At 62.2% G+C, this 16,966-nt stretch carries 2 protein-coding genes and 5 tRNA genes; 1 reads left to right on the forward strand and 6 read right to left on the reverse strand.

Features of this window, described 5'->3' with window-relative positions; translation table 11 throughout:
- The first annotated feature begins 444 nt into the window (after positions 1–444).
- A complete protein-coding gene (locus tag AC3RPL_RS18870) occupies positions 445–15,129 on the forward strand; it encodes a non-ribosomal peptide synthetase (RefSeq protein ID WP_490741141.1) in 14,685 nt (4,894 codons plus the stop codon).
- Between the two features lie 149 nt (positions 15,130–15,278).
- Here the strand turns inward: AC3RPL_RS18870 and AC3RPL_RS18875 are convergent.
- The 6 genes from AC3RPL_RS18875 to AC3RPL_RS18900 all read right to left on the reverse strand — a co-directional run bounded on the left by AC3RPL_RS18875 (position 15,279) and on the right by AC3RPL_RS18900 (position 16,813).
- Positions 15,279–15,355: transfer RNA gene (locus AC3RPL_RS18875), tRNA-Pro, on the reverse strand.
- 69 nt (positions 15,356–15,424) lie between these two features.
- Positions 15,425–15,501, reverse strand: a tRNA-Pro gene (locus AC3RPL_RS18880).
- Between the two features lie 29 nt (positions 15,502–15,530).
- A tRNA-Leu gene (locus tag AC3RPL_RS18885) sits at positions 15,531–15,617 on the reverse strand.
- Between the two features lie 15 nt (positions 15,618–15,632).
- Positions 15,633–15,708 (reverse strand) — tRNA-His (locus AC3RPL_RS18890).
- Positions 15,709–15,773: 65 nt separating this feature from the next.
- Positions 15,774–15,850 (reverse strand) — tRNA-Arg (locus AC3RPL_RS18895).
- A gap of 303 nt (positions 15,851–16,153) precedes the next feature.
- A complete protein-coding gene (locus AC3RPL_RS18900) occupies positions 16,154–16,813 on the reverse strand; it encodes a DUF2931 family protein (RefSeq protein ID WP_490741142.1) in 660 nt (219 codons plus the stop codon).
- Positions 16,814–16,966: the final 153 nt, after the last annotated feature.

Below are 16,966 nucleotides of genomic sequence, written 5' to 3' on the forward strand. Positions count from 1 at the left end.
GCCGATCCTGCCGAACTCTCCCCAGAGCATGATGCTCATTACCTTTCATACCCTTTTTTGGGTATTCAATGCACCGTTATTTGTAAAGAAAAAATTAAGTAATTTTAAAAAAATGGTAATTTTTCTTATATATTCATAACCTGTTTCTCGCAAGAATAAGCCACAAACGCGGATTCACGCGGAGTGGCAGGCTATAAAACTCCGCTTTTTCTTATAAATAGATACGGAGAAACTGGATGTTGCCTTACCTGTTTACCCCCTGGCACCACATTTTATCCTGCATAACGGCTCTCTTCCCGCCCCTTCTGTCTGTCAGCCAGAAAAATACAACCTGCCGGTGAAACGGCTCACAGATACCTGATTCAGGCACAACGCTGTCGGGCAGGTTGTTTTGCCCACGCAGCGGTAAATATCGCAAACAAAAAATAAGGTCATAACATCAAGATGAATGCGAACACCCCGGTTTTACCTTCTTCCAGTAACCGTCATCCGCACATGACAGCCTCCACCCTGGCTCAGCAAGAGATCTTCCTGATTGAGGAAACCCATCAGCAGGCGAATTGCTGGCTTTCCTTCTCACTGGATATCAACGGGCGACTGGACGTCGATAAACTTGTCCAGGCGCTGGAACATCTGCATCAACAGGTTCCTCAGCTGCAAACGCGTCTGCATTGTGAGGATGGCCGCTTATGGCAACGGCGTGCTACTGCGGACCAGTTGATACCTGAACAGACTGATTTACGTCACCTTCAGGCACCTGAAGAAGAACGCCTGCATCAGCTGACGCAAAACCCGCCGGAGGGTAAATCTACCGATGGCGCGCTGAGTTATTTCAGGCTGTTCCGGCTTGGCAACCAGCGTTATTGTCTGGTCGCCTGGCTGCATCACAGTGTTACCGACGTACGCTCATGGATGGTGCTGAAATCCCTGCTGGCCGAGAGCTATAACGCGCTGGTCAACGGTTCAACCCCGCCGACATTTCCGTGGCTGGACACCGCTGTGTTACCGCAGGAGGAGCAGACCTGGCTCACTTCCCCAGCCAGCAAAGAGGATGCTCAGTTCTGGCAGCGCTATGTCAGCAGGCTGTCCTCTGCGGCGATGACGCAACGTGTCATCGGTGAAGAGAGAAAAGCGCTCAATGTTCGACATCGCCAGACTCTGGCGGCAGAAAAACGCGTACGTCTGCGCGCGTCAGCCAGCCGGCAGCAGGTCAAAGAGCCGGTTATCTGGCTCAGCGCCGTCGCACTGCTGATGCGCTACCTTACCGGCCAGGAAACAATCAGTCTCAGCCTGCCGGTTAAGGGCACACAAAACACCGAACAAACGGGCATGACCTCCAATGTCATTCCGCTTATTCTCACGCTCCCCGCGCAGGCTGACTTAACACAAATTTTGACCCTGGTGAGGGAAGAACTGCACCGGGTGTTACCTCACCAACGCTATCGTGCTCAGGCGATCCAGCGCCTCGCCGGTCTGAGTGCCGGACAGGGATTTGGCCCGCATGTAAACATTATGCTGTTCGACCACGGGACACCTTTTCAGGATTGCCAGACGCAGGCACATTTCGGACGCCATATCCCCAGCAGCGATATGCACTTTACCTTCTGGGCCGATTCGCAGCAGGGTGAAATGGAAATCCTGCTGGATGACGCCGCTGAAGGACACAACGCCGCGCAGCTTGCGGCAATCGGCAGCCAGTTGGATTTTTTCCTGCAACAGCTGGCGGAGGCGCAGGACAGGACACTGGCACAGCTCGATGAGATGGCCGAACGGTATGCCGATCCCAGACTGGCACAAAGTTTTTATGCCCTGCGTCGCCGCCCGGCCTGCGCAGGCGTAATGCGCTGGGACCAGCCCGTCGATCGGCTAATCAGGCAGTTTTATGCCCACCAGTGGCCTGCCACGACCAACATCCCACTACCGGCCTGTAAAATCTGGCTGGATAACACCTTCATCAGCTTCAGTAAAATGTCTCCCTTGACTGGCTCGGCGAAGGCCGAACCGGGTAGCGTGCTGAATGCAGACGAGCACGGCTGGCAGATTGCCGTTGCCGATGGCGCGGTGCAACTTAGCGGATTTTCCGCTGTTGACGGCTCCGCCTGCTGCCCGCTTGCCCTGGCCCAGTCAGCAGGCATCAGGCCGGGTTCGGTGCTGAAAATCATTAACGATGAGCAGGCCCGGCAACTGACCGGGGCGTGGGAAGAGGCGGCCACACACCAGCGTTGGTGGAACGAGCGCCTCAAACCCTGTGACAGCGGCTGGTTATCCGCAGCCCTGCCTGAGCAATCGTCTGTTACGCCACGCTGGCAAACTACCGCCTGGTCTGTCACGCCTGTCGAGCCCGGGGGCGCACTGACTGCGCTGCTGAGCGCCTGGCTGATTTATCTTGCCCGCGACACCCACCTGCCATCGCCGCAGATCGGCATAAGAATAAGTTCTGTAACGCATCACCATCCCAGCGGGCTGTTCGCCGGGAAGGTTCCCTTTGCCGTCCCCATCGATCTCTCACGCTCGTTCAGCCATATTGAGCAGGCGGTGAGTGAGCAATTCCAGGCTCTTCTTACCCATCTACCCTGCCCGGCGGAGTGGCTGCACGTCCCCGGTGGAACCTCTCACGCCTTCACACTGAGCATTGTTGACGACGATGATGCAGCAGATAATGACAGCCCGCCGGGTCACCTGCTGGCGCTGCAATACCACCGCCAGCGCAATGCTGTACGCTGGCGCTACAACGCCACTCTTCTTGCTGAGGAAGAAGCAGAACAGCTGACCGATCGCCTGTACACGCTGCTTAATGCGGCGATGCGCACTGAAAACGTTGCTATGCCCGCGGCCACCTTGCCGATACTCACCACCGCTGACCGTCAGCGGCTGGACGCCTGGTATGCACCGGCGAGCACGCCGCTGTCGGCGTCTCGTCTGACACAAATGTTTGAAGCTCAGGTACAGCAGTGCCCCGGCAACGTGGCGCTGGTCAGCGGTGAACAACAACTGACCTACGCTGAACTTAACCAGCGTGCCAACCAGCTGGCCCATTGCCTGCTGGCGCGCGGCGTTTCGCCGGAAGATCGCATCGCCTTCTGCATGAAACGGGGAACAGAAATGGTCGTCGCCATGCTCGGTATCCTCAAGGCGGGCGCGGCTTATGTGGCGCTTGACCCTGCCTGGCCCGGCGAACGCCTGCACTATATCCTGCAGGACGCAGCACCGGTCTGTCTGCTGACCGATACGCTGGGAAGTCAGACCATGACGCCCTCTTCCGTAACCATGCTGTCACTTGACGCGATGGCGCTGTCCGATTACTCCGCTGAAGATCCGCAGCCTGATAATCCGGCGCTGACGCCGCAAAGCCTGGCGTACATTATCTATACCTCCGGCTCGACGGGGCAGCCGAAGGGCGTGATGATCACCCATGAAAATATGGTGAACTTTCTGTGCTGGAGTCAGAGCGCGTTCAGTCAGGCCGAGATGCTGCGCACCTACAGCGCCACCTCGCTCAACTTTGATCTGTCGGTCTATGAGTGCTTTGCGCAACTGATACGCGGTGCGGCGGTACACATTGGTGAAAATGCGCTGGCACTTGATAAAGACAGCGATATTACCCTGTTGAATACCGTGCCTTCCGCTGTGCAGACGCTGCTGAACAACCGCCAGTTCCCCGAAGCCCTGACCAGCCTGAACCTGGCAGGCGAAGCCCTGAGCGTCAGCCTGATCGGACGTATTTTTGCTGAAACGCAGGTTCAGCGGTTGTGTAATCTGTATGGCCCGTCAGAAACCACCACCTACTCCACCTGGCACCGCTACACGCGCGACGGAGCAATCAGCGAAACCATTGGCCGCCCTTTGGCGAATACCCGTATTTACCTGCTGGATGATGCGATGCAGCCCGTACCGCCCGCCTCGGTGGGTGAGATCTGGATTGGCGGCGCGGGGGTGGCCCGTGGCTACTTCAACCGTCCGGAACTCACCGCAGAGCGCTTCCTGCCAGACCCCTTCAGTACGCTGCCCGGCGCGCGCATCTACCGCACCGGCGACCTCGCACGCTATCACCACGACGGCTCCCTCATCTACCTCGGGCGTAACGACGACCAGGTCAAAATACGCGGCTTCCGCATTGAGCCCGGCGAAATCGCCGCACGCATCGCCGAACACCCGGACGTCCGCGACGCCGCCGTCACCGCACAGCACCTTCACGGCGCGGAACCCCGACTCGTCGCTTACCTCGTGCCACGCGACCCCGACCTCCGGCCCGAACCCGCCGCACTGCGCGACTTCCTCGCCGCACGCCTCCCCGACTACATGCTCCCCGCCGCCTGGCTCAGCCTCGACGCACTGCCACTCACACCCAACGGCAAGCTCGACCGCCGCGCACTCCCTCTGCCGGACGACGACGCCTTCGCCCGCGCCGTATTCGAAGCCCCGCACGGCGATGCCGAACGCCACCTCGCCGAACTCTGGCGCGAACTCCTCGGCGTTCCGCGCGTCGGACGACGCGATAACTTCTTCGCTCTCGGCGGACACTCTCTCCTCGCCGTCCAGCTCAGCGGACGCCTGCGCCAGCACGCCGGCCGCCTGCTCTCCGTGCAGCAGATTTTCGCCCGTCCCTGCCTCGCGGAGATGGCCGCCGCCGCCGCCGACATCGCCCCACGCGAGGCCCTGCCCGACTTTGTCGCCGCCGACCGCGACCGGCCGCTGCCCCTCTCCTCCGCCCAGCAGCGACTCTGGTTCCTCCGACAGCTTGAGCAGGACCCGGCCACCTACAACATGCCCGCCGCACTCATCCTCCACGGCGAAACTGACTATGACGCACTGCAACGCGCACTGCGCGACCTCTTCAGCCGCCACGAGGCCTGGCGCATGACCTTCAGCGAGCACGACGGCCGCCCCGTCGCCCGCCTGCTGCCCCAGGACGCGCCGCTCGCCTTCCCGCTGCACGACCTGCGCGACCGGCCCGACCCCCACGCCGCGCTGCTGCACCTCTGCGAAGAGGAGGCGCACCACCCCTTCTCCCTGACCCGCGGCCCGCTGGTCCGCGCACGCCTGCTCCGGCTCCCCGACCAGCGCGCCTGCCTGCTGGTCACCCAGCACCATATCGTCTCCGACGGCTGGTCGGTCGGCGTCATGTGGCGCGAACTCAGCGCCTGCTACAACGCCCGACGCGCCGGACGCCAGCCCGACCTGCCGCCCCTGACGGTACAGTTCCCCGACTGCGCCGCCTGGCAGCAGCGCGTACTCACCCCGCCGCGCCTTGCACGTCAGGCCGACTACTGGTATCAGCAGCTCCACGGCGCTGACCCCCTCATCCCCCTGCCCACCGACCGGCCGAGGCCTGAGCGCCAGTCCTTCGACGGGGCCTCCGCGCCCGTCGACTTCGGCCCGACGCTCAGCGACGCGCTCCGCCGCTTCAGCCGGCAGCACGGCGTCACACCCTATATGACCGTCCTTGCCGCCTGGTCCGTGGTCCTTGGCCGCCTCGCCGGACGCGATGACCTGGTGATTGGCACCCCGGTCGCCGGGCGCGACCACCCCGCGCTTGAGCCGCTGATTGGCTTCCTCGTCAACACCCTCGCCCTGCGCATCCGACCGCAGCACGATGACACCGTCGCCGGCCTGCTGGCGCAGGTCCGACGCCAGGTGCTGGACGGCCAGGCCCATCAGCACCTGCCGTTTGAACAGGTGGTCGAACGCCTTAACCCGCCGCGACGGCTGGCCCACGCCCCGCTGTTCCAGGCCCTGCTCGCCTGGCAGACCGCCCCCGTCAGCCCCGACTTTGACGGCCTGCGCGTCAGCCCCGGCCCCGACGCGTATGCCCGCATCAAGTTTGACCTGGAGCTGTCGCTGGTCGACGACGACGCCGGTATCCGCGGCGCGCTGCGCTACGCCACCGCCCTGTTCGACCCCGCCACCGCCGCCCGTCACGTCGGCTATCTGCTGAACGTCCTGCGCGACATGCTCGCGGAGCCGCAGCGCCAGCTGGCGCAGCTGACCCTGCTGAGCGGGGAGGAGCGCCGTCATCTGCTGCTGGGCAGCAACGCCACCCCGGTCGACCCCGGTAGCCGGTGCCTGCATCAACAGCTGGAGCGCCACGCCGCCACCTGCCCTGACGCCGTGGCACTCGCCTGGCATGACGGCACCCTCACCTACGGCGAGCTCAACGCCCGCGCCAACCGCCTCGCACACCGCCTGCGGGATCTCGGCCTGCAACCCGACGACCTCGTCGCCCTCTGCGCCGACCGCTCCCACCGTCTGCCGATCGGACTGCTGGCGATCCTCAAGGCCGGGGCCGCTTATCTGCCCCTCGATCCCGCCTACGCCGGTGAGCGGCTGGCCTACATTCTCGACGACGCGCAGCCCCGCCTGCTGCTGGCCGACGCCGCCGGACGCAAAGCCCTCGGCGACGTGGCGCTCCCCACCCTCGCGCTGGACGACGACGCGGAAGACCAGCGCTGGCCGGACGATAATCCGCGCACCAACGTGGCACCCGGACACCTCGCCTACGTTATCTACACCTCCGGCTCCACCGGACGCCCCAAAGGCGTGATGGTTGAGCACCGCCAGGTTGACCGCCTGCTCCACGCCACCGCCCCCACCTTCGGCTTCGGCTTCGGCGCGCACGACACCTGGTGCCTGTTCCACTCCTTCTCCTTCGACTTCTCCGTCTGGGAAATCTGGGGGGCCTGGTATCACGGCGGCAGGCTGGTGATGGTCCCCGCCGACGTCACCCGCTCCGCGCCCGACTTTGCCCGCCTGGTCTGTGAACACGGCGTCACCGTCCTCAACCAGAGCCCCTCCGCTTTCCGCGCCTTTGCCCGGGCACTGGACGAATGCGACGCCCCGCACCGCCTGCGCTGGGTGATTTTCGGCGGCGAGGCGCTCGACACCGCCTCCCTGCGCGACTGGTATCAGCGCCACCCCGCCGACGCGCCACGACTGGTTAATATGTACGGCATCACCGAAACCACCGTCCACGTCACCTGGCACCGGCTGACGCCGGAGGATACCGCCCTCGCCCACAGCCCCATCGGGCAGCGCATTGCCGACCTGCGCCTCTACCTGCTCGACGAGCGGCAACAGCCGGTGCCCACCGGGGCCACCGGCGAACTGTACGTCGGCGGTGCCGGGGTGGCTCGTGGCTACCTCAACCGCCCGCAACTGAACGCCGAACGCTTCCTCCCCGACCCGTTCAGCCCGCTGCCCGACGCGCGCATGTACCGCACCGGCGACCTCGCCCGCTACCTGCCCGACGGCGGCCTCGCCTACCTCGGCCGTAACGACGACCAGGTCAAAATACGCGGCTTCCGCATCGAGCCCGGCGAAATCGCCGCCCGCATCGCCGGACACCCCGACGTGCGCGACGCCGCCGTTATCGCGCAACGGCGCAACGACGCCGACCCCCGCCTCGTCGCTTACCTCGTGCCCCGCCTCGTCGCTTACCTCGTGCCCCGCGACGCCGGACGCCACCCCGACCCCGCCGCCCTGCGCGACTTCCTCGCCGCACGCCTGCCCGGCTACATGCTGCCCGACGCCTGGCTCAGCATTGACGCCCTGCCGCTGACCGCCAACGGCAAGCTTGACCGCCGCGCCCTGCCGCAGCCGGATGACGCCGCCGTTGCCCGACGCGCCTTTGTCGCCCCGCAGGGGGAGGTGGAGCAGGCCCTTGCCGCCGCCTGGCAGGAACTGCTCGGCGTTGAACGCGTCAGCCGTGACGACAACTTCTTCGCCCTCGGCGGCCACTCCCTGCTGGCGGTGCGCCTGATGGAGCGGCTGCGCCGACAGAGCCTGCACGCCAGCGTACAGGCGGTGTTCACCACCCGCACCCTCGCCGGACTCGCCGCCAGCCTCGGCCGGCAGCAGGAGGTGGCCGTGCCGCCTTCGCTGCTGACCGAAACGTGCAGCCAGATCACCCCGGAGAAGCTGCCGCTTATCGCCCTCAGCCAGGCCGACATTGACCGCATCACCGACCGCCTGCCCGGCGGCGTTGCCGCCATCCAGGATATCTACGGCCTGTCGCCGCTTCAGGAGGGGATCTTGTTCCACCACCTGATGAGCGATAAGGGCGACCCCTACCTGCTGATCGCCCGGCTGCGCTTTAATGACCGCGACGCCCTGCTGCGCTATGCCGACGCCCTTGACCGGGTGGTGGCCCGCCACGACGTGCTGCGCACCGCCTTCGTCTGGGAAGGCCTGAGCGAACCCGCCCAGGTGGTGCTGCGCCGGGTGGAGACGGTGCTGAGCGAAATAACGCCGGACGGCGACGCGCCGGTCCAGGAGCAGCTGCTGGCCCGCTTCCATCCCCGCCGCTTCCGGCTGGATCTGCGCAAGGCTCCGCTGCTGCGGCTGATCGCCGCCCGCGACAACGACGGCTACTGGTATGCCGTGCAGCTGTGGCACCACCTGATCGGTGACCACACCGCGCTGGCCATCCAGCAGCAGGAGATCGTCGCGATATGCGAAGGGCACGCAGACAGCCTGCCGCCGCCGGTGCCGTACCGCAATCTGATTGCCCAGGCCCGCCTCGGCGTCACCCGGCAGCAGCAGGAGCAGTTCTTCCGCCGCATGCTGGGTGATATTGACACCCCGACGCTGCCCTTCGGACTGGGTGACGTTCATGCCGACGGTCAGGGGGTGCGGGAGGCACATCTCGCACTGCCAGAGGCGCTGAATCACGGCCTGCGCCAGCAGGCGCGGCGGCTCGGCGTCAGCCTCGCCAGCCTGTGCCACCTCGCCTGGGGGATGCTGCTGGCCCACACCAGCGGCAATACCCAGGTGGTGTTCGGCACCGTGCTACTGGGGCGTTTGCAGGCAGGGCCAGACGCGGACCGTATCCTCGGACTGTTTGTCAATACGCTGCCGCTGCGGCTGGATATCGACCAGCGCGGCGTCAGTCAGGCGGTGACAGCAACCCATCAGGCGCTGAGTGAGCTGCTGATGCATGAACACGCCTCGCTGGCGCTGGCCCAGCGCTGTAGCGGCATTGCCGCACCGACGCCGCTGTTCAGCGCCCTGCTCAACTATCGTCACAACGATACCGACGTCACCCAGCCGCTGATTGACGGGGTTGAGATACTGGCAATGGAAGAACGCACCAACTATCCGTTTGTTCTTTCCGTGGAAGATAACGATCGCTCGCTGGGACTGACGGCACAAAGCGTGGCGGCCATACCGCCGGAGCGTATCTGCGCCCTGATGCAACAGGCGATGCTGTCGCTACTTACGGCGTTGCAGCAGGCACCTGAAACCCCGGTTCGCCATCTGAATATCCTGCCGCCGGAAGAACAACAGCATCTGCTGCTGGGCAGCAACGCCACCCCGGTCGACCCCGGCAGCCGGTGCCTGCATCAACAGCTGGAGCGCCACGCCGCCACCTGCCCTGACGCCGTGGCCCTCGCCTGGCACGACGGCACCCTCACCTACGGCGAGCTCAACGCCCGCGCCAACCGCCTCGCACACCGCCTGCGGGATCTCGGCCTGCAACCCGACGACCTCGTCGCTCTCTGCGCCGACCGCAGCCCGGCAATGATCGCCGCCATCTTCGCCGTACTCAAAGCCGGGGCCGCATGGCTGCCCCTCGATCCGGATTACCCTGGCGAACGTCTGGCGTATATCCTCGACGACGCCCGCCCCCGCCTGCTGCTGGCCGACGCCGCCGGACGCGACGCACTCGGCGACGTGGCGCTCCCCACCCTCGCGCTGGAGGAAGCCAGCGAAGATCGCCGCTGGCCGGACTATAATCCGCGCACCGACGTGGCACCCGAACACCTCGCCTACGTTATCTACACCTCCGGCTCTACCGGACGGCCTAAAGGCGTGATGGTCGAGCACCGCCAGCTGACACACCTGTGCTTTGCCCAGCAGGAGATGCTGGCCGTTAAACCCTACAGCCGGGTACTCCAGTTTGCCTCCATCAGCTTCGATGCCAGCGTATTTGAACTGGCAATGGCCTTCAGTCAGGGGGCCAGGCTGACGCTGGTTGGCGATGAAAGACGGGATGCCAGACGGCTGATGGATTTTATTCAGCAACAGGGGATCACCCATGCCACGCTGCCTCCGGCGCTGTTCAGGGGAATTGATCCCGCTCCGCTGGCGTTTGCAGAGTGCCTGGTGTTTGCCGGAGAAGCGCCGGACGCCACACTGCTCAATGCACTTGCACCGCACTCCCGTGTGCTTAACGCCTATGGTCCGACGGAGGCGGCAGTCTGCGCCACTGCCTGGGTGGCAGACCGGCCTTGCGAAGAAGGATATATTCCCGTCGGACAGCCGGTGACCAACGGCTGCATCTGGCTGCTGGATGAAAATCAGCAGCCAGTACCGACCGGTGCTACCGGCGAGATCTATATCGGCGGTCTGGGTGTCGCACGCGGCTATCTGAATCGGCCAGAACTGACCGCAGAGCGCTTCCTGCCTGAGCCGTTCAGCCAGATACCCGGCGCACGCATGTATCGTACCGGCGACCTTGCCCGCTACCTGCCCGACGGCAATATCGCCTGCCTGGGCCGCAATGATGACCAGGTCAAAATTCGCAGCTTCCGTATCGAGCCGGGCGAAATCGCCGCGCAGCTGAGTGAACACCCGGCTGTGCGCGAGGCGGCAGTGCTCGCCCGTCCGTGGCGTGGTGAAACGCAGCTGATCGCCTGGGTCGTCCTCCACCACTCGCCGGAAGATCTCGCGACCACGCTGCGCGACTTCCTGAGCGACAGACTCCCGGCCTGGATGGTTCCGGCGGCGTATATTGCTCTGCCGCATCTGCCGCTAACCGCCAACGGCAAGCTTGACCGCCGCGCCCTGCCGCAGCCGGACGACAATGCCGTTGCCAGACGCGCCTTTGTTGCGCCGCAGGGGGAAGTGGAGCAGACCCTTGCCGCCATCTGGCAGGAACTGCTCGGCGTGGAGCGCGTCAGCCGTGACGATAACTTCTTCGCCCTTGGCGGCCACTCCCTGCTGGCGGTGCGCCTGATGGAGCAGATGCGCCGACAGGACCTGCCCGCCAGCGTACAGGCGGTGTTCACCACCCGCACCCTTGCCGGACTCGGCGGGAAGCAGGAGGTGGCCGTGCCGCCTTCGCTGCTGACCGAAGAGTGCAGCCAGATCACCCCGGAAAATCTGCCGCTTATCGCCCTCAGTCAGGCCGACATTGACCGCATCACCGACCGCCTGCCCGGCGTCGCCGCCGCCATCCAGGATATCTACGGCCTGTCGCCGCTTCAGGAGGGGATTTTGTTCCACCACCTGAGGAGCGACAGGGGCGACCCCTACCTGCTGCGGGTTCAGCTCTGTTTTGACGATCGCCACGCCCTGCTGCGCTATGCCGACGCCCTTGACCGGGTGGTGGCCCGCCACGACGTGCTGCGCACCGCCTTCCTCTGGGAAGGCCTGAGCGAACCCGCCCAGGTGGTGCTGCGCCGGGTGGAAACGGTGCTGACCGAACTGACGCTGGACGACAGCGCACCGATACAGGAGCAACTGCTGGCGCGTTATGATTTGTCGCATTTCCGTCTGGATCTCCGCCAGGCTCCGCTGCTGCGGCTGATCGCCGCCCGCGACAAAAAAGACGGGCGCTGGTACGCCGTGCAGCTGTGGCACCACCTGATCGGTGATCACTCCACGCTGGCTATCCAGCAGCAGGAGATCGCGGCGATTTATGCCGGAGAGGGCGACAGCCTGCCGCCCGCTACGCCTTATCGCAATCTGATCGCTCAGGCCAGGCTTGGTGTCAGCCGACAGGAACATGAGGCGTTTTACCGACGGATGCTTGGTGATATTGATACACCCACCCTGCCGTTTGAGCTGACCGAAGAGCCGGACGCTACCGCCGGGATAACGGAAGCACACCAACGCCTGTCAGCCGGGCTGAACCAGCGTTTGCGCCAGCAGGCGCGCCAGCTTGGCGTCAGCCTCGCCAGCCTGTGCCATCTCGCCTGGGGTGTGCTGCTGGCTCATACCAGCGGCAATACTCAGGTGGTGTTCGGCACCGTACTGCTGGGACGCTTACAGGGCGGCCGCGATGCGGAAAGCACCATGGGGCTGTTTATTAATACCCTGCCGCTGCGGCTGGATATCGATCAGCGCGGCGTCCTTCAGGCGGTGGCAGCAACCCATCAGGCACTGAGCGAACTGCTGATGCATGAACATGCTTCGCTGGCGCTGGCCCAGCGCTGTAGCAGCATTGCCGCACCGGCACCGCTGTTCAGTGCCCTGCTCAATTACCGGCACAGCGATGCGCGCAACATACAGCACACACCGGAAGGTATGCAGATCCTCGATGCACAGGAGCGCACCAACTATCCGTTTGTGTTATCCATCGAAGATTTCGGGGATGCGCTGGGTCTGACCGCGCAGACCACCGCAAGGGTGACGCCAGAACAGGTGTGTGGCTGGATGAACCAGGCGCTGACGTCACTGGTCGATACGCTGGAAAACGCGCCGGATACCGCCGTCAGGTCGCTGGCAATACTGTCGGCAGAGGAGCGGCATTTCCTGCTGGAGGAACTCAATCAGACCCGCGAGGAGTGGCCGTGCAGTTTACCGGTTCAGACGCTGTTTGAGCAGCAGGCAGCACAACGCCCCAACGCGCTGGCGCTAACCTTTGAGGGACAAACGCTCAGCTATGGTGAGCTTAACCGCATGGCCAATCAGCAGGCACACAGATTGCTGGCAAGAGGCGTCGGACCAGAGAGCCTGGTGGCTATCTGCGCGTCTCGCAGCCTGCATCTGATGGTCAGCCTGCTGGCGGTGTTGAAAACCGGGGCCGCTTACGTCCCGCTCGATCCTGATTATCCGCAACAACGCCTGCACTACATTCTGCATGATTGCGGCGCACCGCTGCTGCTGACCGACGCCGCCGGACGCTCCGCGCTGGGTGAACATCCGCTCGACAGCCTTGCTGTCGATATCCCGCCAGAGGGGAGCTGGCTGCAAACTAATCCCCGGACAGTGGGTTCACCGGACGACCTGGCCTATCTGATTTATACCTCCGGCTCCACCGGCAACCCTAAAGGCGCGGGTAACAGCCACCGCAGCCTGCTCAACAGGTTGCTGTGGGCAGCGAAAGAGTATGAATTGAACGCCAGTGACCGGGTGCTGCAAAAAACGCCTTTTGGCTTTGACGTGTCAGTCTGGGAGCTTTTCCTGCCGTTGATCACCGGTGCCTCGCTGGTCATCGCCAGACCGGGTGGGCACAGGGATCCTGCTTATCTGGCAGAACTGATTGAGCAACAACAGGTGACCACCGCCCACTTTGTGCCTTCGATGCTGGCGCAGTTTTTACGCCATCCGATCGGGCGCTGCGATAGCTACCTGCGCCGCCTGATCTTCAGCGGCGAGGCGCTGTCCGCCGAACTGCTGAAAGCGGTGCTGAGCGCACTGCCGTCGGCGAGCTGTTTCAATCACTACGGCCCGACCGAGGCCGCGATTGATGTCACCTCCTGGCGCTGCCATCCGTTAGAGCCGCACCAGGCGGTGCCGATTGGCCGACCGATTGCCAATACGCGGCTCTACCTGTTAAACGACCAGCAGCAACCCGTGCCTTTTGGTGCCTGCGGCGAGCTGTATATTGGCGGTGTGCCGGTAGCGCGGGGTTATCATCAGCGGGATGAACTGACGGCGGAACGCTTCCTGCGCGATCCCTTCAGCGATCGGCAGGGTGAGCGGATGTATCGCACTGGCGATCTGGCGCGCTACCAGGCCGATGGCAGCCTGGTTTATCTGGGTCGCAATGACGATCAGATAAAAATTCGTGGGCTGCGTATTGAACCCGGTGAAATTGCGTCGGCGATTCAGAGGCTTCCTGAGGTGGATGACGCTGCGGTTATCGTCGATGATCGCCGTGGAGAGCCGCAGCTGGTCGCTTATGTGGTGCTGCATCAACAGGGATCGCTGGATGCGGCCGATCTGCGTCACCGGTTGTTTGACACTCTGCCGGACTATATGATCCCTGCCGCCTGGGTGATGATGGAGAGCCTGCCGCTTTCGCCCAATGGCAAGCTGGCACGCAACCAGCTGCCGCCTGCGGACGAACAGGCTTTTATCCGGGCTGAAAATGCAGCCCCTGTCTCAGCGACCGAGGTAATCGTGGCGGATATCTGGGGTGAACTGCTGGATATTGAGCAGCCAGGCCGCTTCGATAACTTTTTCGATCTTGGCGGTCATTCCCTGCTGGCGGTGCGGGTGGTCGAACGTCTGCGTCCATATGGCGCTATCGGCGTCGATGCGCTGTTTGCTAAACCGGTGCTGTGGGAATTTGCCGCCGCGCTGGCCGCACAGGATGAAAAGATGCCATCACGCGCCGTTACCATCCGCAACACTGGCGCAGAGCAACCCGTCTTCTTTGTGCCTACCGGCCTCGGTGATTACACTTATGCCTTCCGGCTCGCCCGTGAAATCGACACTGACTGTCCTCTTTACGCTCTGCCCTGGCCTGATCACGCAGTGGCGCAACCGGCCACGCTGGAGAGGCTGGCAGGGCAGATGGTGGAAAAGGTGCGGGAAGTTCAGCCCCAGGGACCTTATACGCTGTTCGGCTACTCTTCCGGCGGGTTGCTGGCGCATGAAATCGGTGCACAGTTGCAGGAGGCGGGAGAGACGGTGGCGCTGGTTGGCCTGATCGATACTCTCGCAGGTTCGGCTCCCGCACCGGCTTTCAATTCATGGCTGGTAAACATGTTCCTGTTCAATGCGCCAACGCTGGCGCAGCAGTGGGACAGGCCTGAGATTGAGGCATTAATGCAGCTGAATCAGGATGCCCTTCATCAAAGGGTTGAGGCGCTGAATATGCCGGAAACCCGGTCGCTGTTTGCCGTATCGCCTGAACGCTGGCAGCAGAGCTATCACTATCAACAACTGTGTGGCAATGCGCTGCTGCGCCCGGTGCTTCCGCGTGTTCATTTGCTGGCGGCGGAGAAAACCCTGCCGGTGCCGGAGGTTGATCCTGTGGTGCTGGCCGATGCCGCCAGATTTAACCGGTTTGTCGCGCAGACGGCAGGCCAGGCAGATCTGGGCTGGCGCAGGCTGTACTCTGAAGCGCAACTCACTGTTGCAAAGGTAAAAGGAGACCATGCCAGCATGATGAGCGATAAGGATAACCGCCAACAGCTGGGGCGGCGTATCAGTCAGATTCTGCGGTCACGCAGCTGACGGCTGTAGCCGGAGGTCGTGTCGTTATGATGCGGCATCCGGCATCCGTAAATGGACGAGTGCCCGGCTCAAACCTCCTGCGGAGGTTCTCATCCTCTTTGAATTCCGGATGCAAAAAAGCCAGCACGAAGGCTGGCCTTTTCTGAAGATGGTCGGCGAGAGAGGATTCGAACCTCCGACCCACTGGTCCCAAACCAGTTGCGCTACCAAGCTGCGCTACTCGCCGGATACGGCTAAATACTAAATTTGTGTTGCCCTGAAGCAAAAAACCCTGCGATGGCAAGGTCTTAAAAGATGGTCGGCGAGAGAGGATTCGAACCTCCGACCCACTGGTCCCAAACCAGTTGCGCTACCAAGCTGCGCTACTCGCCGAAAACGTCTTCTCTGTACTGCCGATTTTGTGGTGCGAAGAGAGGGACTTGAACCCTCACGTACGTTAAGACACTAACACCTGAAGCTAGCGCGTCTACCAATTCCGCCACCTTCGCATACCATTCAAAATCTGGGGTGGCTAATGGGACTCGAACCCACGACAACTGGAATCACAATCCAGGGCTCTACCAACTGAGCTATAGCCACCATTACTGCTACTTCTTGTTACTAACGCGGTAATACCACCACCGCAGCTCTTGCGCACAACTTAATGGCGCGCCCGACAGGATTCGAACCTGAGACCTCTGCCTCCGGAGGGCAGCGCTCTATCCAGCTGAGCTACGGGCGCGTAGCGCCGTTGCGGATGGGCATACTACGGATTTGGGCCGATACTGTCCAGTGCTTTTTTCATAAAAAAATCAGTTTGCTTACGCTTTGTGCGTTCTGTCTGAAGCACCCTCGTTTTTGACCGAAAATGACGGCTAAACAGCGAATTTTTAATCACCGTCGAAGAGAAAAATAAAATGATGACACTGCATCGCGCCGTGCCAGGGAGCAGTTTGGACATCGGAAACATTGTACGTTAAGGCTAAAAATTGACCGCCGAGCCCTGAAGCATCGTAAGAAGATCCCTCAGGACTTGAGAAGTTGCTTACCAATTACCGTAAGGATATTTTTTCCCTTTGATAAAATCTTTTATATCTTTGTCATATCCATAAGAAAAGTCGCTCTTAGTTACCCCTTTGCAAATATCTAATTTATCCCCTGACAGGGTTTTCAGAACCGACGGGGTGACGCGATAATTAGGCTCAGAACCACTTCCCTGTAGCCAGACGGCCACCTTTCCTTCCGGAGCCAGACCAATTTGCACTCTTTCGTAATACGCCGTTCTTCCCCGATAATCCCGGTACTCACTCGGCCTGCGCATTTTTTCCAGATCGGGTTTAGGGATCGTCAGATGGGTTTCATACACTTTTTTATCGATAATCGAGTCCCAGCAAAAAATAATATGTCTGGGAGGTTGCTTAACGTGATTCCAGTAACCACCAGAGGTACGATCCTTGTCATTCCAGCCACCAACCACCCCGGGGAGATTTGATGTACGGTTCAGGGTATTAAACTCATATACCTTACCATCAGCGTCCTGAACAAAGGCTAAGGTCACCAATGCTGGCAGCGCTTTGGGGGTGAAAAAATCAAAAGTCCACTCTGTCGGCACATCATTTGGAGCGGCGGTACCGGGCAAGGTTTTCCCCTGACAGGCCGCCAGTGCCAGTAATGGAAGAAGACAGGCCACACGAATTATTTCCATATTTTATTCCCGTACATATCGTAAACCGTCCGCTGCCAGCGCTCGTCCGGCCGGTTGCTGAACGTCACCAGCTTCGCCGGTTTGACCGCACCGCGAATAATTCCCTCGCCGTCCCGCACCACGCTGTTCGTTAAGGCTTAAAATGACCGCTGA

It is taken from the genome of Erwinia papayae (assembly GCF_058241465.1).